General features: G+C 70.2%; 25 protein-coding genes. 16 read left to right on the forward strand and 9 right to left on the reverse strand.

The genetic code is table 11. The annotated features are described in order from the left end of the window. Positions 1–15 precede the first annotated feature (15 nt). Both ACLHG5_RS11550 and ACLHG5_RS11555 read right to left on the reverse strand, forming a co-directional pair. Entirely contained in the window at positions 16–408 is a 393-nt protein-coding gene (locus ACLHG5_RS11550) for a TraR/DksA family transcriptional regulator (RefSeq protein ID WP_411318927.1), read from the reverse strand. 37 nt (positions 409–445) lie between these two features. Continuing rightward, entirely contained in the window at positions 446–1,717 is a 1,272-nt protein-coding gene (locus ACLHG5_RS11555) for a glutamyl-tRNA reductase (protein ID WP_411318928.1), read from the reverse strand. A gap of 84 nt (positions 1,718–1,801) precedes the next feature. On the opposite strand from ACLHG5_RS11555, the gene hemE reads away from it, so the two are divergent. The 11 genes from hemE (at position 1,802) to hemL (ending at position 11,590) form a co-directional block, all read left to right on the forward strand. After that, positions 1,802–2,875, forward strand: coding sequence for a uroporphyrinogen decarboxylase (gene hemE / locus ACLHG5_RS11560; protein ID WP_411318929.1), 1,074 nt, complete (start codon positions 1,802–1,804; stop codon positions 2,873–2,875). Further along, a complete protein-coding gene (locus ACLHG5_RS11565) occupies positions 2,872–4,329 on the forward strand; it encodes a protoporphyrinogen/coproporphyrinogen oxidase (RefSeq protein ID WP_411318930.1) in 1,458 nt (485 codons plus the stop codon). Before hemE ends, ACLHG5_RS11565 begins: the two co-directional genes overlap by 4 nt. A 39-nt stretch (positions 4,330–4,368) precedes the next feature. After that, positions 4,369–4,647, forward strand: coding sequence for a hypothetical protein (locus ACLHG5_RS11570; RefSeq protein ID WP_411316590.1), 279 nt, complete (start codon positions 4,369–4,371; stop codon positions 4,645–4,647). A gap of 25 nt (positions 4,648–4,672) precedes the next feature. Next, positions 4,673–5,086 (forward strand): phage holin family protein, encoded by a 414-nt coding sequence (locus ACLHG5_RS11575; protein WP_411316589.1) that lies wholly within the window; start codon positions 4,673–4,675, stop codon positions 5,084–5,086. Then, entirely contained in the window at positions 5,083–5,322 is a 240-nt protein-coding gene (locus tag ACLHG5_RS11580) for a DUF3618 domain-containing protein (RefSeq protein ID WP_411316588.1), read from the forward strand. Before ACLHG5_RS11575 ends, ACLHG5_RS11580 begins: the two co-directional genes overlap by 4 nt. Positions 5,323–5,397: 75 nt before the next feature. After that, positions 5,398–6,096, forward strand: coding sequence for a hydrogen peroxide-dependent heme synthase (gene hemQ, locus ACLHG5_RS11585; protein ID WP_411316587.1), 699 nt, complete (start codon positions 5,398–5,400; stop codon positions 6,094–6,096). Beyond that, positions 6,093–7,391 (forward strand): ferrochelatase, encoded by a 1,299-nt coding sequence (locus ACLHG5_RS11590; protein WP_411316586.1) that lies wholly within the window; start codon positions 6,093–6,095, stop codon positions 7,389–7,391. Before hemQ ends, ACLHG5_RS11590 begins: the two co-directional genes overlap by 4 nt. Next, positions 7,388–8,326: a hydroxymethylbilane synthase gene (gene hemC, locus ACLHG5_RS11595; RefSeq protein ID WP_411318931.1), complete on the forward strand. Its 939-nt coding sequence runs from the start codon at positions 7,388–7,390 to the stop codon at positions 8,324–8,326. The genes ACLHG5_RS11590 and hemC overlap by 4 nt, the downstream gene beginning before the upstream one ends. Then, a complete protein-coding gene (locus tag ACLHG5_RS11600) occupies positions 8,323–9,126 on the forward strand; it encodes a uroporphyrinogen-III synthase (RefSeq protein ID WP_411316584.1) in 804 nt (267 codons plus the stop codon). Before hemC ends, ACLHG5_RS11600 begins: the two co-directional genes overlap by 4 nt. Before the next feature lie 101 nt (positions 9,127–9,227). Beyond that, complete coding sequence (hemB, locus tag ACLHG5_RS11605) at positions 9,228–10,163, forward strand: porphobilinogen synthase (protein ID WP_411318999.1); 936 nt, start codon at positions 9,228–9,230, stop codon at positions 10,161–10,163. A 56-nt stretch (positions 10,164–10,219) separates the two neighbouring features. Then, positions 10,220–11,590 carry a glutamate-1-semialdehyde 2,1-aminomutase gene (gene hemL, locus ACLHG5_RS11610; RefSeq protein ID WP_411318932.1) on the forward strand — a complete coding sequence of 457 codons (1,371 nt, stop codon included), beginning with the start codon at positions 10,220–10,222 and terminating at the stop codon, positions 11,588–11,590. Between the two features lie 24 nt (positions 11,591–11,614). On the opposite strand, the gene ACLHG5_RS11615 is transcribed toward hemL, so the two are convergent. After that, the gene (locus ACLHG5_RS11615) at positions 11,615–12,604 is read right to left on the reverse strand and encodes an MDR family oxidoreductase (protein WP_411318933.1); all 990 of its coding nucleotides are present in this window, start codon (positions 12,602–12,604) and stop codon (positions 11,615–11,617) included. Positions 12,605–12,670: 66 nt separating this feature from the next. On the opposite strand from ACLHG5_RS11615, the gene ACLHG5_RS11620 reads away from it, so the two are divergent. Further along, on the forward strand, positions 12,671–13,828 hold the full coding sequence (locus ACLHG5_RS11620; protein ID WP_411319000.1) for an SLC13 family permease: 1,158 nt from the start codon (positions 12,671–12,673) through the stop codon (positions 13,826–13,828). Here the strand turns inward: ACLHG5_RS11620 and ACLHG5_RS11625 are convergent. Then, positions 13,825–14,850 (reverse strand): 6-phosphofructokinase, encoded by a 1,026-nt coding sequence (locus ACLHG5_RS11625; protein ID WP_411316580.1) that lies wholly within the window; start codon positions 14,848–14,850, stop codon positions 13,825–13,827. The genes ACLHG5_RS11620 and ACLHG5_RS11625 overlap by 4 nt on opposite strands. A gap of 171 nt (positions 14,851–15,021) precedes the next feature. Between ACLHG5_RS11625 and ACLHG5_RS11630 the strand changes: the two genes are divergently transcribed. Continuing rightward, on the forward strand, positions 15,022–15,414 hold the full coding sequence (locus tag ACLHG5_RS11630; RefSeq protein ID WP_411316579.1) for a DUF4190 domain-containing protein: 393 nt from the start codon (positions 15,022–15,024) through the stop codon (positions 15,412–15,414). Positions 15,415–15,490: 76 nt separating this feature from the next. Here ACLHG5_RS11630 and ACLHG5_RS11635 read toward each other — a convergent pair whose 3' ends face one another. Next, the gene (locus tag ACLHG5_RS11635; protein ID WP_411316578.1) at positions 15,491–15,973 is read right to left on the reverse strand and encodes a pyridoxamine 5'-phosphate oxidase family protein; all 483 of its coding nucleotides are present in this window, start codon (positions 15,971–15,973) and stop codon (positions 15,491–15,493) included. A gap of 33 nt (positions 15,974–16,006) precedes the next feature. Continuing rightward, positions 16,007–17,029: an alpha/beta fold hydrolase gene (locus tag ACLHG5_RS11640; protein WP_411318934.1), complete on the reverse strand. Its 1,023-nt coding sequence runs from the start codon at positions 17,027–17,029 to the stop codon at positions 16,007–16,009. A 118-nt stretch (positions 17,030–17,147) separates the two neighbouring features. Here ACLHG5_RS11640 and ACLHG5_RS11645 point away from each other — a divergent pair, with 118 nt between their 5' ends. Continuing rightward, positions 17,148–17,555: a four-helix bundle copper-binding protein gene (locus ACLHG5_RS11645; RefSeq protein ID WP_411316576.1), complete on the forward strand. Its 408-nt coding sequence runs from the start codon at positions 17,148–17,150 to the stop codon at positions 17,553–17,555. On the opposite strand, the gene ACLHG5_RS11650 is transcribed toward ACLHG5_RS11645, so the two are convergent. Further along, the gene (locus ACLHG5_RS11650; protein WP_411318935.1) at positions 17,520–18,443 is read right to left on the reverse strand and encodes a rhodanese-related sulfurtransferase; all 924 of its coding nucleotides are present in this window, start codon (positions 18,441–18,443) and stop codon (positions 17,520–17,522) included. The two genes, ACLHG5_RS11645 and ACLHG5_RS11650, sit on opposite strands and share 36 nt — an antisense overlap. Before the next feature lie 92 nt (positions 18,444–18,535). On the opposite strand from ACLHG5_RS11650, the gene ACLHG5_RS11655 reads away from it, so the two are divergent. Beyond that, a complete protein-coding gene (locus ACLHG5_RS11655; RefSeq protein WP_411318936.1) occupies positions 18,536–19,498 on the forward strand; it encodes a DNA-3-methyladenine glycosylase family protein in 963 nt (320 codons plus the stop codon). A 4-nt stretch (positions 19,499–19,502) separates the two neighbouring features. On the opposite strand, the gene ACLHG5_RS11660 is transcribed toward ACLHG5_RS11655, so the two are convergent. Further along, positions 19,503–19,772: a helix-turn-helix domain-containing protein gene (locus tag ACLHG5_RS11660; protein ID WP_411316573.1), complete on the reverse strand. Its 270-nt coding sequence runs from the start codon at positions 19,770–19,772 to the stop codon at positions 19,503–19,505. A 91-nt stretch (positions 19,773–19,863) separates the two neighbouring features. On the opposite strand from ACLHG5_RS11660, the gene map reads away from it, so the two are divergent. Next, positions 19,864–20,646: a type I methionyl aminopeptidase gene (map, locus tag ACLHG5_RS11665; protein ID WP_411318937.1), complete on the forward strand. Its 783-nt coding sequence runs from the start codon at positions 19,864–19,866 to the stop codon at positions 20,644–20,646. Between the two features lie 49 nt (positions 20,647–20,695). On the opposite strand, the gene ACLHG5_RS11670 is transcribed toward map, so the two are convergent. Continuing rightward, positions 20,696–21,508: a DNA/RNA non-specific endonuclease gene (locus ACLHG5_RS11670; RefSeq protein WP_411318938.1), complete on the reverse strand. Its 813-nt coding sequence runs from the start codon at positions 21,506–21,508 to the stop codon at positions 20,696–20,698. Positions 21,509–21,510 lie beyond the last annotated feature (2 nt).

Raw genomic sequence — 21,510 nt, forward strand, 5'->3', positions numbered from 1 at the left:
CGTCGCGGCCTGCGCTCAGCCGACCCGCGCTCGGCCGGCGTGCGCCACGCACGTGCGCGCGAACGGGCGCACCTCGAGGCGCGCGAGCGGAATGGGCTCCCCGCACACGGCGCACAACCCGTAGGTGCCCGCATCCATTCTCTCGAGCGCGTCGGCGATCGCCTCGCCCTTCTCCCGCTGCTCGCGCTGCACACCGGTCGCGTGCGACCACTCCGCCGAGAGGGTCGGACCGTCGGGGTCGTGCTCGTCGTCGGCCGTGCCGTCGCTTCGGGCGTCGCGGATGTCGGCGACCGACCGTTCGAGGCGCGCGCTCTCGGTGTCGTGCTCGGCCTTCGATCGCAGCAACCGCTCGCGCAGAGCCGCGAGCGTCGCGTCGTCGAGCCCGGCCGCGTCGTCGAGACCCGTCACGGCGAGAGGACGGTCATCGCGGCGGAACCCGAGGGGGTCAGGAGGCCGTGGCCTGGCCGCGACGGTCGGCCGCGACATCCGTGTGCTCGGCAGGCTCGAGACCGAACACGGCGTCGAGCCCGGCGACGAAGCTCTCGGCGTCTCCCGCGCGAGCGAGCTCCCGCGCGCGCACCGACGGGGTGTGCACGAGCACACTCGCGAGGTGGCGCAGCGCCGCCTCGGTCTCGGGGCTCGTGTCGCCGCGGTGACGGGCCCGCTCGATCTCGGCGTCGAGAATCCCGAAAACGTGGGCGCGCAGTGCGACGACCGCGGGGGCGATCGTCTGCTCCGCTTTCGCCGCCGTGAAGGCGAGGGCCGCTTCGCCCACGAGCGAGCGCGCGTCGTCGGTGGCCCGCAGCTCTTCGAGGGGAGCGTGCAGGCTGATCGTCTCGAGGTCGAGCACGTCGACCCCATCGACGCGGGCGACCGCGGGGTCGACGTTGCGCGGCAGACCGAGGTCGATGATGAGTTTGGGCGACTCGCCCGTGATGAGGTCGGGGGTCACGACGGGCGTCTCGACGGTCGTGCACGTGACGATGACGTCGGCGTTCTCGATCGCGCTCACGAGATCGGTGGTGTACGCGGCGCCGCGGGAGAGCGCGAACTTCGCGGCGCGACCCGAGGGGGAGAACACGGTCACGTCGTCGGCGCCGTGGTCACGGAGGGCGGCCATCGATGCCCCGGCATACGATCCGGTGCCGATCATGAGCACGCGCACTCCAGACCAGTCGGCGATGCGGCTCGACGCGAGTTCGAGGGCGAGGCGCACGAGCGAGCGCCCGGCGGTGCCGACGGCGGTCGAGGCTTTCACGGCGCGCGAGGTCGTGGACGCGCGCTGGAAGAGTTTCTCGAGTCCGCTCGAGGTCGTTCCGGCCTCGCGGGCCTGCTCGAGGGCCCGGCGCACCTGGCCCGAGATCTCGTCTTCGCCGATGACGACGGATTCGAGTCCCGACGACACCGCGAAGAGGTGCTGCACGACGTCGTCGCCGTGGAGCACCGACACCGAGTCGCGCACGGACTCGGGGGTGACTCCGCTCGCCTCGCTCATCGCGACGACGGTCGCTTCGACGGCGACCGCGCTCGCGGCGGTGAGGGGCTCGTCGATCTCGAGGTAGGCCTCGAACCGGTTGCAGGTCGCGAGAACGACGGCGCCCGAAACGAACTCGGTCGACTCGACGAGGGTGCCCGCTGCCGCGTGTGCACCGAACGAGAGCTTCTCGAGTAGGTCGAAGCTCGCATTCCGGTGGTTGGCGGTCAGACAAAGAAGCACTGACCAATACTAAACGCCCACTCTGTGAGCCGGGCACAGGTGAGGGCGAGACGGCTGCCCAGGCGCCGATGGCAGACTTGTGGCGTGACTCTGCCAGCCGATCATCCGCTTTCCGACGGCCGCACGGCCGACTCGACCCTCGTGAGGGCCTACCGCGGGCAGCGCTCCGAGACGCTCCCGGTGTGGTTCATGAGGCAAGCGGGCCGCTCCCTTCCGGAGTACCGCCAGTTGCGCGTCGGCACCGCGATGCTCGACGCGTGCCTCGACCCCGAGCTCGCGAGCGAGATCACCCTGCAACCGGTGCGCCGCCACGGTGTCGACGCGGGCATCTTCTTCAGCGACATCGTGGTTCCCCTCAAGCTCGCGGGTGTCGACGTCGACATCGTCGCGGGGCGCGGCCCCGTGCTCGGCGCCCCCATCCGCACGGCAGCGGATGTCGCGGCGCTCGCCGCACTCGAACCCGACGCTCTCGCCCCCATCACCGCGGGGGTGGCCCGCACTGTCGCCGAGCTCGGGTCGACACCGCTCATCGGTTTCGCGGGTGCTCCCTTCACTCTCGCGGCCTACATGGTCGAGGGCGGTCCGTCGAAGGATCACCTCCGCGCTCGCGCGCTCATGCACTCCGACCCGGCCACGTGGGACGCCCTCATGACCTGGGCCGCCGACGTCACGGGCGCGTTCCTGCGGGCGCAAGTGCTCGCCGGAACGAGCGCGGCACAGCTCTTCGACTCGTGGGCCGGGTCGCTCTCGCTCGCCGACTACTCGGCCTACGTCGCGCCGTACTCCGCCCGAGCGATCTCGCACGTCACCGACCTCAGCGTTCCAATCGTGCACTTCGGGGTCGGCACGGGGGAGCTCCTCGCGGCGATGCGCGACATCGGGGCCGATGTCGTCGGCATCGACGACCGCATCCCGCTCGACGAGGGCATCCGGAGGCTCGGCGGCCGCGTGCCCGTGCAGGGCAACATCAACCCCGCGCTCCTCGGAGCGCCGTGGCCGACGCTCGAGGCGCACGTGCTCGACGTCATCGAGCGGGGGCGTTCGGCGCCCGCCCACGTCGTCAACCTCGGCCACGGGGTTCCGCCCGACACCGACCCCACCGTGCTCACGCGCGTGGTCGAACTGATCCACGCGCAGAGCGCCGCCGCGAGCTCATGAACGGCGTCGGCGTTGGCGGCGGCGTCGATCACGCGCAGTCGGAAGCGCACGCTCCGCGGCGTCGCGCGCGCGTCGTCGTCGTCGGCGGCGGTGTCGCGGGGCTCGTGAGCGCGCGCACTCTCGTGCGCGGCGGAGTCGACGTGGTGCTCCTCGAGTCGGGCGACGAGCTCGGGGGAAAACTGCGCCCCCTCACGGTCGCGGGCATCACGATGGATGCCGGCGCCGAGAGTTTCGCGACGCGCGGCGGCACCGTGGCGGCTCTCGCGACGGAGCTCGGCCTCGCCGACGACATCGTCACGCCCTCGGCGGCGGGGGCGTGGTTGCAACCGGCGAGAGGGCGAGCGGTGCCCCTCCCGAAGGCGGGTCTGCTCGGCATCCCCTCGGTTCCGCTCGCGCGCGACGTGATCGCCGTCGTCGGCGTCGCCGGCGCCATCCGCGCCCAGCTCGACGCTCTGCTGCCCGGTCAGATCGGCGCCAAGGAGCGCTCGCTCGGGGCTCTCGTGCGCAAGCGCATGGGGTCGGCCGTGCTCGACCTGCTCGTCACGCCGGTCGCGACCGCGATCCACGCGCGGCACCCCGACGACCTCGACGTCGACCGCGTCGCCCCGACTCTCCGCGACGGCGTGCGCGAGCGGTCCTCGCTCGCCCACGCAGTGCTGGCCCAGCGCGAGGCGGCGCCCGCGGGCTCCGCAGCGCTCGGGATCGCGGGGGGCATCCACCGCATCGCCGACGCCCTCGCCGCGGAGGTGCGCGACCGAGCCGAGGTGCGCCTCCGCTCTCGCGTCGCGGCGATCCTCGATACGTCGGCCGAAACGACGGCCGACGCCGCGGGCGGCACGCCGTCTTCCGGCGCCGTGCGCGTCGAGCTCGACGACAAAACTTCGCTCAGCGCCGAGTACGTCGTCGCCGCGACCCGATTGCCCGACTCGGTCGTCCCGGGCAGCGCACCCCGCGTCGCGCCCGAGGCGACGAGCATCACTCTCGCGACTCTCGTGGTCGACGAGCCCGCCCTCGACGCGGCGCCGCGCGGAACGGGTGTGCTCGTCGCGGCCGGTGCTCCGGGTGTCACCGCGAAAGCGCTCACTCACGCGACCGCGAAGTGGCAGTGGCTCGCCGACAGCGCCTCGGGTCGCCATGTGGTTCGCTTATCGTACGACGGGGCACCGCGCGACGATGAGGAGCTGCGCGAGCTCGCGCGCACCGACGCCGAGCGCCTGCTCGGCGTGAGCATTCCGCTGACGTCGGTCGTCGGCTTCGCCCGCGTCGCCTGGGCCGGTCCCGCGGATGCTGTCGACTCGCCACCTGTCGCGTCAACCCCGCAACGCATCATCCACACCGGGGAGAGGGTCGCGGGAACCGGACTCGCCGCGGTAATCCGGCACGCGACGAGCCAGTCTGAAAGTTTGCTGAAGATTATCGCCGGAGATGCCGGGTTACGCTGGTCCGAACGCTAGAACTTCACGCCACAACGGCATAACAGCAGGGGAATCGACATGCGCGGAAAACTCATGCTCGCATCGGGCTTGGCAGTCGGATACGTACTCGGAAGCCGCGCGGGCCGCGCACGCTACGAGCAGATCAAGAAGGCCGCCGGCAACTTCTGGCGCAGTGGTCCCGTGCAGAACAAGGTGCACTCGGCGGGCGACTTCGCCAAAGACAAAGCTCCCGAGGTCGTCGACTTCGTGAGCGACAACGTGAAGAAGGTCGTCTCCAAGTCGAAGTCGCCCAAGTCGCGCTCGTCGTCGTCGACCACCGCGTCGACCTCGAACTGACTCTGCGGCGCCGAAGGAGCACGTCATGAGCAACCCGATCACCCCTAAGCCCGTCAGGGAGAAGCGGTCGCTGTTTCAGCTGATCGCCGACATACCGACCCTCGTCACCGACCTCGTCAAGGGTGAGATCGATCAGCTCAAGGCCGAGATGATCGGCAAGCTCAAGGCGCTCGGAATAGGCGGGGGGCTCCTCGCCGCCGCGGGAGTCGTGCTCCTCTATATGGTCGGAGTGCTCCTCACGGCCGCGATCCTCGGGCTCGCCGTCGTGATGCCCGCGTGGCTCGCGGCTCTCATCGTCGCGTTCGTGCTCCTCGTCATCGCGGCGATCATCGGTCTCATCGGCTACCGCAAGCTCAAGGGCGGAATCCCCCCGGTGCCGACCAACACCATCGACAGCGTCAAGCGCGACATCGACACGATCAAGGGAATGGCGAAGTGAGCGAACCGACGAACACGTCAGACATCCACAGCAAGGTCGCGCAGACGCGCGCCCAGCTCGAGAGCACCCTCGACGAGATCGAGGACAAGCTCAACGTGCCGAAGCAGATCGGCATCACGGGTCGCAAACTGCAGGCCAAGTACGAAGACGACCCGACGCCGTTCATCGCGGCAGCGGTCGGGGTCGCCACGGCGATCGGCGGCCTCGTCGTGTGGAGCCTCGTCCGCCGCAGCTAGGCGCATTCCAGCACAGCATTCACACAGCCGGATTCGGCGGTTCCCCGTTCTCGGGGAACAATGGAAGCTATGACTATGAGCGCTCCAGCGCAGCCATCCGACCCTCCCCTCGGCTACACCCTGTGGGCTGTCCTGCGCCGCGAACGCGACGTTCCGCCTCTCGTGGGAAGCGATGCGAGTGCGCTCATCGACAAGCTCGACACGCAGATCGCCGAGCTCGCCGACCGAGGCGTGACGGTGCGCGGGTTCTACGACGTCTCGTCGATGCGCGCCGACGCCGACCTCATGATCTGGATGCACGGTGAGAGCCCCGAGGGGTTGCAGAAGGCTTTGCGCGAATTGCGCCGTGCCGCTCTGCTCCGTCACCTCGCCCCCGTGTGGAACGCCATGGGTGTGCATCGCGACGCCGAGTTCTCGTCCAACCACCTGCCGGCGTTCATGCGCGGCAAGGAGGCGGAGCGCTGGCTCACGGTCTACCCGTTCGTGAGGTCGTACGAGTGGTACTTGCTGCCCGAGGAGGAGCGCCGGGCGATGCTCGGCGATCACGGCCGCAAAGGCTCCGAATACCGCCAAGTGCTCGCGAACACCGTCGCCGCGTTCGCGCTCGGAGACTACGAGTGGATCCTCGCGCTCGAGGCCCCCGAACTCGTCGACCTCGTCGACCTCATGAGGCGACTCCGCCAGACCGACGCCCGCATGCACGTGAGAGAAGAGGTGCCCTTCTACACCGGGCGCCGCATCGAGACCACCGAGATACCCGAGGTACTGTCATGACCATCGCACCCGACCACGCCCCCTCCGAGCAATTCGTCCGCGCCGCGACCCCCGCGGCCGCCGCGGGCCCCGAACACGTCACGGAGCCGACGGCGTACGACGCCATCCTCCTCGCGAGCTTCGGAGGGCCCGAGGGTCAGGATGACGTCATCCCGTTCCTCCGCAACGTCACGCGCGGTCGCGGCATCCCCGACGAGAGACTCGAGGAGGTCGCGCACCACTATCGGCACTTCGGCGGCGTCAGCCCGATCAACGACCAGAACCGCGAGCTCAAGGCCGCGCTCGAGGCCGAACTCGAGCGCCGCGGAATCGACCTCCCCGTTTTGTGGGGCAACCGCAACTGGGATCCCTATCTGAAAGACGCTCTCGTCGAGGCGAACGAGCGCGGCTACCGCAAGCTCATCGCGGTGGGCACGAGTGCCTACAGCTCCTACTCGAGCTGCCGGCAGTACCGCGAGGACTACGCCGCGGCGCTCGCCGACACGGGGCTCGAGGGTGTCATCGAGATCGACAAGGTGCGCCAGTTCTTCGACCACCCCGGTTTCGTGCAGCCGTTCATCGACGGTCTGCGTGACGGCCTCGCCCAGACCTCGGCCGCGGGCATCCCCCTCGACCAGACGCACGTGCTCTTCACGACCCACTCGATCCCGTCGACGGATGCCGCCAAGAGCGGGCCCCAGTCGCGGGGATTCGGTGAGGGTGGGGCATACGCCGCACAGCACCTCGCGGTGGCCGAGGTCGTCGTCGCCGCCCAGACACCGGATGCCGCGGCATCCGAGCCCGTAGAGGGTGCAGCGACCGCGCTCGCGAACGCGCAACTGCCCGGCGCCACCTCGGTGCCCGACGCGGCCGAGGACGTTCTCGCAGCGACCGCGGGCACGATCGCGTGGAGCCTCGTCTACCAGTCGCGGTCGGGTCCGCCGACGCAGCCCTGGCTCGAACCCGACATCAACGATGCGATCGACGACCTCGCGGTCGCGGGAATCCGCGCCGTCGTGATCGTGCCGATCGGGTTCGTGAGCGACCACATGGAGGTCAAGTGGGACCTCGACACCGAAGCCATGGAGACCTCGCAGAAGCACGGCATCCTCGCGGTGCGAGTGCCGACTCCGGGAGTGCACGCGGCCTACGTGTCGGGACTCATCGACCTCGTGATCGAGCGCCGCGACGCCACCCCGAAAGACGAGCGGCCGTCGCTCACGCCCCTCGGGCCCTGGTACGACGTGTGTCGCCCCGGGTGCTGTGAGAACGTGCGACTCGGATTCAAACCGACCGTCGCCGGGTTGCAGCCGTGACCCTCGAGGTGATCAGGGTCGGCACTCGCGCGAGCTCGCTCGCGATGGCGCAGACCCGGACGGTGGCCGACGCGCTCGCGAAGGCATCCGGACTCCCCGTCGAGCTCGTTCCCGTGACGACGGAGGGCGATCGTTCGACGAAACCGCTCTCGAGCCTCGGTGGCACGGGGGTGTTCGCGATCGGACTCCGTGAGGCCCTGCGTGACGGCCGGTGCGATGTCGTCGTGCACTCGCTCAAAGACCTCCCGACCGAGCCGGCCGACGGTCTCGTCATCGCGGCGACCCCGCGGCGCGAAGATCCGCGCGACGCCGTGTGCGCGCGCGACGGCCTGACGCTCGAGACGCTGCCCGAGGGCGCGAAGGTCGGCACGGGGTCACCCCGCCGGGCCGCGCAAGTGCGTCGTCGTCGGCCGGACATCGAGGTCGTCGACATCCGCGGCAACGTCGACACCCGGCTGAAGATGGTGCAGAACGGCGACGTCGACGCGGTCGTCCTCGCGGCGGCGGGGCTCTCGCGACTCGGGAGGCTCGACGCGGTGACCGAGTACTGCTCCCTCGACGGGTGGCCGACGGCGCCCGGGCAGGGTTCCCTCGCGATCGAGACCCGGGTCGAGAGCGACCCCGCGATCCGCCGAGCCGTCGCCTCGATCGACCACCGACCCACGCGCCTCACCGTCACGGCGGAGCGCGAGGTGCTCCGCATCCTCGAGGCGGGGTGCGCGGCTCCCATCGGAGCCCACGCGATCATCGACGACGGCCTCATCTTCCTCTCGGCGCGCGTGTATCGCCCCGACGGATCCGACCACCTCACGAGTGCTCACGCCCTCCACGTCTCCGACCACGACGACCCTGCTGGCACGGTCGCGGCCAACGTCTCGCGCGAACTGCTCGACTCGGGCGCGGCCGATCTCGTGCCGCATGGGGCGATCTCATGACGCCCCGCAGCGATCGGGCCCTCGACGGCTGGCGCGTGCTCGTGCCGCGCGGCGGCAAGTGGGGCGACCAGGTCGCCGCGACGCTGCGCAGCCACGGCGCCGTTCCCGTCGTCGCCCCCCTCATCAACTTCGCAAGCACCGAAGACCCCTCCGCCCTCGCGACTTCGCTCGACGAACTCGAGCGCGGTCAGTTCGAGTGGCTCGTCGTCACGAGCGCGACGACCGTCGACGTGCTCATGAGCCACCGCACGAGCGTGCCGGACGACACCAAGATCGCCGCCGTCGGCGAGACGACCGCCGCCGCGCTGAGCCTCGCGGGCTACCGCGTCGACTTCATCCCCGAGGGCGACAACTCGGCGCGGGGGCTCGTGCGCGAGTGGCCGCGCACGGAGGCCCGCGGTCGCGTGCTCGTTCCGCAGTCGGAGATCGCCGAGCCGACCCTCGTGGCCGGTCTCTCGCGCCTCGGCTACGACGCCGAATTCGTCGCCGCCTACCGCACCGTCGGAGTGCCCGTGGCCGAGTCGATCGCCGCCGACGTGGCGTCGGGTCGCATCCGCGCGATCCTCGTGACCTCGGGCAGCATCGCCCGCCAGGTCGCCGCTCAACTCTCCCCGGTTCCCGACGAGACGATCATCGGATGCATCGGCCCCCGGACCGCCTTCGACGCGCGCGCGGCGGGGCTCGCGGTGCACATCATCGCGGAGTCGCGGTCGGCGGACTCCCTCATCGACGGTCTCGTCGAATACGCGGTCGAACTGCGCGACACGACCGGCCCCATCCCGAAGGTCGCCCGATCATGACCGACACCACCCCGCTCGACCCGTCGTCGACCGACGCCCCGCGCTTGCTGCGTGCCGATGCGCCGACCGTGCGCCCGCGCCGATTGCGTTCGACACCCGCGATGAGGCGCCTCGTGGCCGAGACCCGCGTGCAGCCCGCCGAGCTCATCCTGCCGATGTTCGTGCGCGAGGGCGGGGGCGAACCCGTCGCGATCTCGTCGATGCCCGGTGTCGAGCAGCACACCCTCGATTCGTTCCGCCGTGCCCTCGCGGATGCCGCGGCGGCGGGAATCGGCGGCGTCATGCTCTTCGGCGTTCCCGAGCACAAAGACGCCGTGGGCTCGGGGGCGACCGACCCCGACGGCATCCTCAACAGCGCGACGCGCGTGGCCGCTGCCGAGATCGGCGACGCCCTCGTCGTGCAGACGGACCTGTGCCTCGACGAGTTCACCGATCACGGCCACTGCGGTGTGCTCGACGCGAGTGGACGCGTCGACAACGACGCGACACTCGAGCGCTATCGCGAGATGGCTCTCGTGCAAGCGGCGTCCGGTTCCCAGCTTCTCGGGCTCAGCGGGATGATGGACGGCCAGGTCGCCGCGGTCCGCGCCGAACTCGACGACGCCGGGTTCATCGACACCGCCGTGCTGGCCTACTCGGGCAAGTACGCGTCGGCCTTCTACGGCCCGTTCCGGGAGGCCGTGCAGTCGTCGCTTGTCGGTGACCGCAAGAGCTACCAGCTCGACCCCGCCAACGCTCGCGAGGGCGTGCGCGAGGCGATGCTCGACATCGACGAGGGCGCCGACGTCGTCATGGTCAAGCCCGCCATGAGCTACCTCGACGTTCTCGCCGAGACGGCGGCACGCAGCGAGGTCCCGGTGTGGGCCTACCAGGTGTCGGGCGAGTACGCCATGATCGAGGCCGCCGCGGCCAACGGGTGGATCGACCGCCGCCGAGCGATCACCGAGTCGGTCGTGAGCATCCGTCGGGCCGGTGCCGACGCCGTACTGACCTACTGGGCCGTCGAACTCGCGCACTGGTTGCGCGAGACCGCGTGACCGCGGAGTCGACACACGCTGTGACGCCCGAATCCGTGACGAAAGAGGATGCGACCATGACCGCGACCAACGAGCACTATTTCACCCGCGCGAAGCACTCGATTCCGGGCGGGGTCAACTCGCCCGTGCGCGCGTTCGGCTCGGTCGGCGGAACCCCGCGGTTCATGGTCTCGGCGCGCGGTCCGTACATCACGGATGCCGAGGGCCGCGACTACATCGACCTCGTCAACTCGTGGGGTCCCGCGATCCTCGGTCACGCCCACCCTCGTGTCATCGAAGCGGTGCAGGCGGCGGCGTCACGCGGGCTGTCGTTCGGAGCGTCGACGCCCGCCGAGACGGAGCTCGCCGAACTCGTGCGCGAACGCGTCTCGGTGCCCGAGTCGGTCGACGGTCCGCACCGGCACGCTGCCGCAGCCCCCGTCGAGAAGATCCGCCTCGTGTCGACGGGCACCGAGGCGACGATGACCGCCATCCGTCTGGCTCGGGGGTTCACGGGCCGCGATCTCCTCGTGAAGTTCGCCGGCCACTACCACGGGCACTCCGACGCGCTCCTCGCCGAAGCAGGTTCCGGTGTCGCGACGCTCGCTCTGCCGGGATCGGCCGGGGTCACCGCGGCCACCGCCGCGCAGACCCTCGTGCTCCCCTACAACGATCTCGACGCCGTGCGCGCGGTGTTCGCCGAGCACGGGCCGAACATCGCGGGCATCATCGTCGAGGCTGCGCCCGCGAACATGGGGGTCGTTCCCCCGAGTCGCGGTTTCAATCGGGCGCTCTCGCAGATCGCCCACGAGCACGGCGCGCTGCTCATCGTCGACGAGGTGCTCACCGGGTTCCGCGTGGGCTCGGCCGGATGGTGGGGGCTCGAGGCGGCGAGCATCGTGCCAGACGGTGGCGGCTGGACCCCCGACCTCGTCGCGTTCGGCAAGGTCATCGGCGGCGGCATGCCGCTCGCGGGTCTCGGTGGTCGTGCCGACGTCATGGACTTCCTCGCGCCGCTCGGTCCGGTCTATCAGGCGGGCACCCTGAGCGGAAACCCCGTGGCGGTCGCGGCCGGTATCGCGACGCTGCGGGCGGCCGATGCCGCCGTGTACGCGCGACTCGACGCGGTCGCCGACACCCTCTCGACCGAGGTCTCGTCCGCGCTATCGGCGGAGGGCGTCGAGCACTCCGTTCAGCGCGCCGGAAACCTCTTCTCCTTCGCGTTCGCGGCCGACGCTCCGCGCGATTACGCCGCGGTCAAAGCGCAAGAGGGCTTTCGCTACCCGCCGTTCTTCCACGCCATGCTCTCGGCGGGGGTGTCGCTTCCGCCGTCGGTGTTCGAGGCCTGGTTCGTGAGCGCGGCGCACGACGACGAGATCGTGTCTCGCATCCTCGAGGCCGTTCCCGCGGCCGCGAAGGCCGCGGGAGCGGCGACTCCCCCCGCATAGCGCCGGAGGCACACTCAAGCAGACTCAGGCGCGCACGTCGACGACCGTGCGGCCCCGCACGCGCCCCGCGAGAATCTGCTCGGCGAGCTGGGGCGCGTCGGCGAGCGGAATCGTGGTCGTCATCTCGTCGAGCGTCGCGGCGTCGAGGTCGCTCGCGAGGCGCTCCCACGCCTCGGTGCGCGCGGAGGTCGGGGCGAACACCGAGTTGATGCCCGCGAGGGTCACCCCGCGCAGGATGAACGGCATGACCGTCGTGGGCAGGTCTGCTCCGCCCGCGAGCCCGCACGCCGCGACGACCCCGCCGTGGCGCGTCTGCGCGAGCACGCTCGCGAGAGTCGTCGACCCCACCGAGTCGACCGCGCCCGCCCATCGCTGCGACTGCAGGGGTTTGCCCGAGGCCGCCAGTTCGTCGCGGTCGAGGATGTCGCTCGCACCGAGCGCGCGCAAGTAGTCGCTGTGCTCGCTCCCTCGCCCTGTCGCGGCGACGACGGTGTGGCCCGAGCGCGCGAGCAGCGCTATCGCGATCGAACCGACGCCCCCCGCTGCACCGGTGACGACGACATCGCCGTCGGAGCGCGCATCCACGCCGCCGTTCTCGAGCGCGAGCACGGCGAGCATGGCCGTGAAACCCGCCGTGCCGATCGCGGCAGCACGGGAAGCGGTCAGGTGTTCCGGCAGACGCACGAGCCACTCCGAGCGCACTCTGGCGCGCTCGCTCAGGCCGCCGTCATGGGTCTCGCCGATGCCCCACCCCGTGACGATCACCCGGTCGCCCGCGCTCCACTCGGGTGAGGCGGATGCCGCGACAGTGCCGACGAGGTCGATGCCGGGGATGAGCGGGTAGTCCTTGATCACGCCGGGCTTGCCCGCGAGCGCGAGGCCGTCTTTGAAGTTGACGCTCGAGAACTCGACGTCGACCGTGACGTCGCCCGGCATGAGGTCGTCGTCGGTCAGTTCGACGAGTCGCGTGACGGGAGCGGTGCCGGATGTCTCTACTCTGAGTGCGCGGAACATGGGTTCACGCTACCCGCCGGGGTGAGCGAGGCGATCCGCGCGACGCGAGGCGAGAGGGGAGGCACGGTGCGGATTGCGATCGTGGGTGCGGCCCTCCTGCTCGTCGGCGCCGTCGCCGTCGCCACGGGCGCTCTCGGCATCGACGAGCTCGGCGTGCTCGCCGGGCGCACGTGGCCGATCCTCCTGTTCGTCGTCGCCATCACGATCACGGCCGAGCTCGCGAACGAAGCCGGAGTCTTCGACGTCGTGGCGGGCAGGCTCGCCCGCTGGGGCGCGGGCAGGGGTGTGCTGCTGTGGCTGCTCGTCGTCGCCTTCGCGACCCTCAGCACGGTGTTCCTCTCGCTCGACACGACGGCGGTGCTCCTCACGCCGATCGTCGTGCTGCTCGCGCAGCGCGCGGGCCTCGACCCGATCCCGTTCGCGCTCACGACGGTGTGGCTCGCCAACACCGGATCGCTCCTCCTTCCGGTCTCGAACCTCACGAACCTGCTCGCCGAGCACGAGCTCTCCGCTCTCGGTGTCGCGAGCGGCCCCCTCGAGTTCGCCGCGCTCACGTGGGCGCCCGCCCTGTGCGCGATCGTGGTCCCCGTGCTCGTGATCGCCGTCGTGTATCGCCGACGCCTCGTGCAGCGCTACACCCTCGACGGGCCTCGGCCGGTCGCCGACCGCGTGCTCTTCGTGTGGGCGTCGGTCGTGACGGGCGCCCTCGTGCCCATGCTCGTCACTCCCGTGCCGGTGTGGGCGTCGGCATCCGTCGCCGCGGCGATCCTCACGATCGTCTTCGCGGTGCGGCGTCGGCGCGCGCTCCGCTTCGCACTCGTGCCGTGGCGACTCGTGGTCTTCGCCTCGGGTCTCTTCGTGGTCGTCGAAGCGGCGCACTCCCTCGCGATCACGGATGTGCTCGGCGTGCTCGCGGGAACAGGCGAGGCGACCGACGACCTCCTGCGTCTCGCCGGGGTGAGCGCCGTGAGCGCCAACCTCGTCAACAACCTCCCCGCGTACCTCGCGCTCGAACCGTTCGCCGGGTCTGCCGACCGGCTCGTCGCGGTGCTCGTGGGGGTGGGAGCCGGACCGCTGCTGACCCCGTGGGCGTCACTCGCGACGCTCTTGTGGCACGACCGCGTGCGCGCCCTCGGCGTGGAGGTCTCGTGGTGGCGCTACGCCGCTCTCGGTCTCGTCGTCGCGCCGCTCACCGTGGTCGCGGCGACGCTCGCGATCGCCTAGCCGAAGAGGATCGCGGCCTCGTCGTAGCGGTCCTGAGGCACGGTGTTGAGCTTGCCGAGGGCGTCTTCGAACGCCACGTGGGTGATCGAGGTTCCGCTGAGCGACACCATGCGGCCCCACCGCCCGTGGATGACGGAGTCGACCGCGGCCATGCCGTAGCGCGTCGCGAGAACCCTGTCGTATGCCGTGGGGGTTCCGCCGCGCTGAATGTGGCCGAGGGTCGTCGCGCGCGTCTCGATGCCGACGCGCTCTTCGATGATGGGGGCGAGCAGCTCGCCGACACCGCCGAGGCGCGGACGCCCGAAGGCGTCGAGGCCGCGCTCGGAGTGCGGGTCGTCCATCGAGTCGAGGTGGAAGCCCTCTGCGACGACGACGAGCGGCGCGCGCCCGCGGTCTTTGACCGATTGCACCCACTCGCAGATCTGGTCGATGGAGGTCTTCTGCTCCGGGATGAGGATGAGGTGCGCGCCCGCGGCCATGCCCGAGTGCAAGGCGATCCAGCCGACGTGACGACCCATGACCTCGGCGACCATGCAGCGTCCGTGCGAATCGCCCGTCGTGCGCAAGCGGTCCATCGCGTCGGTCGCGATCGACACCGCGGTGTCGAATCCGAAGGTGTAGTCGGTGGCCGAGAGGTCGTTGTCGACCGTCTTCGGCACCCCGACGATTTTGATTCCCGCGTCGGTGAGGCGCTTCGCTGCCGCGAGGGTGCCCTCGCCGCCGATCGCGATCATCGAGTCGATGCCGAGGCGCTCCATGTTCTCTTTGATGCGCTCGGCGCCGCCGTCGCCCTCGAAGGGGTTGGTGCGCGAGGTGCCGAGGATCGTGCCGCCCTGCTTCGAGATGCCCTGGATGTCTCGGCGTTCGAGGGGCATGACGTCGCCCTGGACGACTCCGCGCCATCCGTCGCGGAAGCCCACGAACTCCTTGTTGTAGATCTGGGTTCCTTTGAGGACGGCTCCGCGGATGACCGCGTTGAGTCCTGGGCAGTCGCCGCCGCTGGTGAGGATTCCGATGCTCATGACACCATCATGGTGTTTGGCGGGGGGCGCGGGCGAATCACGGCGGTCTTCCTCCTCCCCGGATAGGGGGTGCGCCCCGGCGAGGAATTTTTACCTGGGAAAGCGCTGGGCCACTAGGGTTAAATCTCACGATCGATTCGGGGCCGTCGGCCTCTATTCAAGGAGAGCCACATGACTGACCACAACGGAACCCCTGTGCCGCCCGCAGGCGACCCCGCCGCGGCGCCCGCAGCGCCCAACCAGTACTCGAACGCCCCCGCGACCGGCGAAGACCCCGGCAAGACCCTCGGCATCGTCGGTCTCGTTCTGGCGTTCGTCTTCACTCTCGCCGGCCTCATCGTGAGCATCATCGCCGCGCGCAAGTCGAAGGCCGCGGGCTTCAAGAACACCCCCGCGAAGGTCGGAATCATCCTCTCGATCGTCTTCCTCGTGCTCGGCGTGATCTTCTTCGTGCTCGCCCTCACGGCCGGGTTCTTCGCCTTCGACGCGCTCGCCGAGGCGTGCGAGGGTCTCCCCGCCGGCCAGTACGAGACGGTCGACGGCCAGGAAGTCACCTGCCCGTAGTTCTGCGCCCGCAGTTCTCTGCACCACGTCGAACGCCCCGAGCCTCAGCGGCTCGGGGCGTTTCGTCGTTGAAGGCCTAGAGCGTCACGGTGTCGTTGTCGCCGATGTCGGGCTGGCCTCCCGTGACCGCGGCCTTCGCGACCTTGAAGAGCACGACGGGTTTGGGGTCGTTCGTCGCCCAGTACTCCGCGGTGTCGGCGTGCACGCGCAGGAGCGCCACGGAGTCGTCGCGGCCCTCGGGAAACCACGCTTCGGCCTGGGTGGTCCACAGGGCGTCGATCTTCGCCTCGTCGCGCACGATCGACGCGGTGCCGGCGATGGACAAATAGCCCTTACCCGACTCGAAGGCGGCGTTGACCTGGTCGTCGGCTTCGATCTCGTCGGTCTTGTCTGAGGGGTAGTGGGTGAAGAACCACAGGTCGCCGTCGAAGCCCTCCCCCTGCACGGCGAGAGGGCGGCTCACGAGTTGACCCTCGGAGTTGCGGGTGGTGAGGATGGCCGTCTTCGCCGCGTCGACGATCTTGGCGATGGTCTCGAATTGCTCTGTCGTAGCTGTCATGGGCCGACGGTACGCGCCGACCCTGCGTGCGGGCTAGGGGGTGCCCGGGGTCGACACGCCGTCGGTGACCACACCGCGCACGAGAATGCTGCACCACCCGGCGGCGACGAGGGGGAGGTCGTGACCACCGGGGTGCGTTCGCGCCGTCACGGTCGCATGGCGCGCCGCGAGGGCCGAGGCTCGACCGGGCACCGGAACCGGGTCGTCGGTGCCGTTCACAAGGTGCACGGGTACTCCGCCGGCGGCGAGCGCGTCGAGCGCCTCGATCCAGGTGCGACCGGCGACGAGCTCGTCGAACGCCGAGATGTAGGCGGGCCACGTGTGCTGCACGCCGGCGGCCGCGACCGGGATGGGAAGGGTGGGGTTGCCGACCACCGCGATGGCGGCGGCCGCTCGTCGATGGGCACACATCCAGGCACACACCCTCTCGGCCAGCGGGCCGTTCGAGAGAAGCCGCTCGAACCACCCCATGGACCCGACTCTCTCCCGTGCCTCGTCGCGTGTCTCGTAGAGCGGAGCGTCGAAAGCGACGACCGCGCGAGCGCGGGGGTCGACCGCCGCCCACTGGATGGCGAGCGAGGCCCCCATCGAGTGGCCCGCGACGATCACGGGGCGATCGTCGAATCCGAGGGCGTCGAGTGTCGCCGAGATGGCGGCGAGGTGGTGCTCCCGTGACCCGTCGAAGCTATCGCTCAGCGGGTGGTCGCGTGACGTTCCGAAACCGAGGGGGTCGAGAGCGACGACGGTCGCGACGTCGGCGAGGGTGTTCCACGCCTCACCGAAGAACCGCTCGCTCGCGGCGATCCCGGGGAGCAGGACGACCACGGTGTCACCGGATCCGAACACCCTCGAGCCGAGGGCAGTGCCGTGACCCGTGGAGTGGGCCGTGCCGTGGATGGCGACGACTCGTCCCGCTCCGCGCCGCCACAGTCGCACCCTCGGAGAGGTGGCGTGGAGCGCCGCCCACGCCGCCGCCGCCACGACCGCTGCGGCCGCGGTCGTGGCTGCCGCGGCCGTCGCCGTCGCTCGCCTCGCCCGCCGTCGCGTGTGCGTCATGACGTCAGAGTAGTTCGCGACGGCAGACGCACCAGGGGGTTATCTCGCCGGCATCCGGTGCGTATCGTCGAAGCACCGACCGTGTGCCGACACCGGCCCGACCTCTGAGGAGTTACCGATGACGCTCATCTCCCGCATGCTCGACACCTACCCGAAAGACCGCCCCGCCATCGACGGAGCCCTTCTCGCCGAGTGCATCCAGGCGTGTCTCGACTGTTCGGCAGTCTGTGCGGCGTGTGCGGATGCCTGCCTCGCCGAAGACATGGTCGCCGACCTCGTCGAGTGCATCAGCACAGACCTGCAGTGCGCCGACATCTGTGCGACGACCGCGCGGGTCCTCTCGCGCTCGACCGGGTTCGACGCGGACATCGTGCGCGCGCTCGTGGAGGCATGCCGGGTCGCGTGCGCGAAGTGCGCCGACGATTGCGAGCAACACGCCGACATGCACGAGCACTGCGCCGTCTGCGCCGAAGCGTGCCGCCGGTGCGAGTCAGCGTGTGCTGCTGTGCTCGCCGCTCTCGCCTGAGGCGCCGCGCACGATCTCGAGCGCCTCGCGGTGTTCGGGGCACGCGGCGACGCTCGCATGCTCGCCGCACGCGACCATCTGCACGCGACACGACAGGTCGCGGCAGTTGACGGTGGTCTTCGAGGGTGCCTCGCACACGAAGCAGCGGCCGACGACGGCCGCGTCATCCGTGAAGTCCATCGAGAGCCGCTCGTCGAAGACGTAGAGCGACCCCTTCCAGAGGCCCGAGTCGCCGTAGCGCTCGCCGTAGCGCACGATGCCGCCATCGAGTTGGTAGACCTCCGAGAAGCCGCGCGCGATCATGAGCGAGCTGAGCACTTCGCAGCGGATGCCGCCCGTGCAGTAGGTCACGATGGGCGCGTTCTTGAGATGGTCGTAGCGCCCGCTGTCGAGTTCGGCGACGAATTCGCGCGTGGTCGAGACATCCGGGATCACGGCGTTCTCGAAGTGACCGATCTCGGCCTCGATGCGGTTGCGGCCGTCGAAGAAGGTGACGTCTTTCTCGGCGACGAGCTCGTGCAGCTGCTCGGGGCTCACGCGTGTGCCTCCACCGACGACGCCGCTCTCGTCGACCGCGACCTCGTGCGGGGCGCCGAAGCTCACGAGCTCGTCGCGCACGCGCACGCTCAGCCGGGGGAAGTCGTCGCCGATGCCCTCGCTCCACTTGACGTCGATGTCGCGGAACGGGGCGTACTCGCGGGTCGTGCGCACGTAGCGCTTGACGTCGCGGAGTTCGCCGCCGACGGTCGCGTTGATGCCGTGCTTCGAGATGAGGATGCGGCCGCGCAACCCGAGCGACGCGCACAGATCGCGCTGCCAGAGGCGCACGGCATCGGGGTCGGCGAGCGGGGCGAAGGCGTAGAACAGGATGATCTTCGGCACGGCCACCGCACCACACTACGTCGCGGGAGCCGGGCACCTCTGCCTGCGACCACCCGCGCACTCGGACGGATGTCGGGCTCCCGCGACACAATGGCAGCATGACCTCCTCCGGCGGCGCGGCGCACGATCCCGCAGCGGTGCCGAGGTCGGCCTCACGCACGTGGGCGACACCCCGGCCGGTCGATCTCGCGCTCACCCTGCGGCCGCTCAGTCGCGGGCGATTCGACCCGACCATGCGGTGGGTGGGGTCGGGAGTGTGGCGCACCCTGCGCACGGTCGACGGCACCGCGACTCTGCACCTCGAGGTCGATCGCGGCGCGGGGGCCGTGCGCGCGAGCGCGTGGGGGGCCGGGTGCGACGCGGCGCTCGACCTCGTTCCGGGGATGGTCGGCGAAGGCGACGACGACGACGGCTTCGACGTGAGCGCCCACCCCTTCCTCCATGATGCTCGGCGCCGCAGCCCCGGTCTGCGGCTCGTGCGCGTGGGGCTCGTGTTCGAGATGCTCGTGCCCGCGATCCTCGAGCAGAAGGTCACGACGGTGGAGGCGCGGCGCGCGTGGCGCACCCTCGTGGCCCAGCACGGGGAGGCCGCCCCGGGCCCCGCGCCGGAGGAAATGCGTGTCGCGCCGTCCCCGCGCGCGTGGTCGCTCATCCCGTCGTGGGACTGGCACCGCGCGGGGGTCGACCCGCGGCGGTCGAGAACCGTGCTCGCCGCGGCATCCGTCGCCCCCGGTCTCGAGCGCACCCTCGCGCTCGGCCGGGGAGGGGAGGAGATCGCTCGAAAGATCCGTTCGGTTCCGGGGGTCGGCGTCTGGACGGCCGCCGAGACGACCCAGCGTTCACACGGCGACCCAGACGCGGTGAGCGTCGGCGACTACCACTTGCCCGCCCTCGTGGGCTGGGCTCTTGTCGGCGAGCCCGTCGACGACGACGGCATGCTCGAGCTCCTCGAGCCGTGGCGCGGTCACCGTCAGCGTGTCATGAGACTCATCGAGTCGAGCGGTTTCGCGAAGCCGAAGTTCGGGCCGCGCATGACGATCCAAGACCACCGCGCGCACTAGCGAGTCAGGAAGCCACCCGGGTGCGGTCGGCAGGATCGCGGATGTCTGCCCACACCGCGTCGAGTGAGATGTCGAGAGCGACAGCGATCGCCGCGATGGTCGGAAAGGCGGGGGTGGCGATGCGCCCCGTCTCGATCTTGCGCAGAGTCTCGGGCGAGACCCCCGCATCGAGAGCGACGTCGAGTATCGACCGGTCACCCCTCGCCTGGCGGAGCAGCGCTCCGAGCCTGCGACCTCTCTCGAGTTCGGCGGGGGAGAGTGGGAGCCTGACCATGGGGCGATCCTAGCCCGCGGCGGCGCACCCGTGGCATGATCATGACGGTATAGTTGGGCCGGTATTGTTATAGGTCGGCGGAGGGCTGCTCATGATCGAGATCTTCACCCGGGCCGAGCTGGATCGTGCCCGCGTCGCCGGCGGCGTGGTGGGCGACATCCTGCAGGCGCTGAAGAACCGCATCGGTGTCGGCACCAACCTCCTCGACATCGACAGCTGGGCGAAAGCGCTCATCGGAGAGGCGGGCGCGCAATCCTGTTACGTCGATTACGCACCGTCGTTCGGCAACGGACCCTTCGGTCACTACATATGCACCGCGTTCAATGACGCGGTGCTCCACGGCATGCCCCACGACTACTCCCTCGCCGATGGCGACCTGCTCACTCTCGACCTCGCGGTGACGAAGAACGGGATGGCGGCCGACTCCGCGATCAGCTTCGTCGTGGGTGCCTCGGTTGCGCGCGAGAGTCTCGACCTCATCGAGGTCACCGAGCGGGCGCTGGCGGCGGGAATCGCAGCGGCGGAGCCCGGTGCGCGCATCGGCGACATCTCGGCGGCGATCGGAGATGTGCTCTCCGGCGCGGGCTACGCCATCAATCTCGAGTACGGCGGACACGGCATCGGCTCGACGATGCATCAGGACCCCCACGTCTCGAACGACGGGCGCGCGGGTCGCGGATACCGACTCCGCCCCGGCCTGATGCTCGCACTCGAACCCTGGATCATGGCAGACACCGCCGAACTCGTGACCGACGCCGACGGGTGGACCCTTCGCAGTGCGACCGGAAGCCGAACCGCCCACAGCGAGCACACGATCGCGATCACGGACCGGGGAGCGGAGATCCTCACGCTCCCGACGAACCTCTCGGCGTGAACTCGCCCCAGACCCAGACCCAGACCCAGACCCAGACCCGGAGCCGCGATCAGCGGAGCAGGATGTCGTCGAACGAAGCCAGCTCGAGGGGCGCGGGCAGCTCTCCACTCGAATCCGCGATGCCGCGCCGGGCGAGACGATCGACGCTCTCGAGCGCAGAGAACTCGAAGCCGGTGAGCTCGGCGATCTGCGCGACGGCGACCTGGAACGTGCGGAAGGCTCCCGGTTCGGCGCCGGCATCCGCCCCCCGCCGGATGACGTCGTCGATGAGGTCGCTCTGGTCGAGGAGGTAGGCCGTGCTCGCGAGTTCGCCGTCTGCAAGCCACACGGCGATCTTCCAGAACAGCTGCGGGATGCGCACACCGCGGTACTCCCGGTCGGCCTCGTCGAAGACCGGTGCGGTCATGACCGTCAGTCGGCCTTCGGATGCCGCCGCCGTGCCGAGCAGGTAGTCCTCGAGTCCGAGCCACAGGTCCTTCGACTGGTTGAACGTGTTGACCTGCGGGGCGGCGTTGGCGTAACTGAAGGTGTCGCGATTGGCCCGCTCGGCGTCCGGACCCCACACGGGGTCCCGGCGCCGCACGAGGTGGCCGCGGTCGAAGTCGTTCGACGAATAGACGTCCGGCCCGGCCTGCTCGATCGCCGCGACCCTGTCGTCGAGAAACCAGTCGTCACCGCGGCTCACATCGCGCAGGAGCGCACCGTCGATGTTGACGGCCGTGAGTCGAGCGAGCCGGCGCTCGCGATCGAGCACGACCGTGAAGTGCGTGTAGTCGAGCGTCGCGAGGTCGTCGGGGCGCACGCCCGTCTCGGGCAGCTCGACGGCGACGCCGAGAAAGTCGGGGTCGTAGCCGAGGGGCACGG

This window comes from Marisediminicola sp. LYQ85 (assembly GCF_046600695.1).
Lineage (GTDB): Bacteria > Actinomycetota > Actinomycetes > Actinomycetales > Microbacteriaceae > Marisediminicola.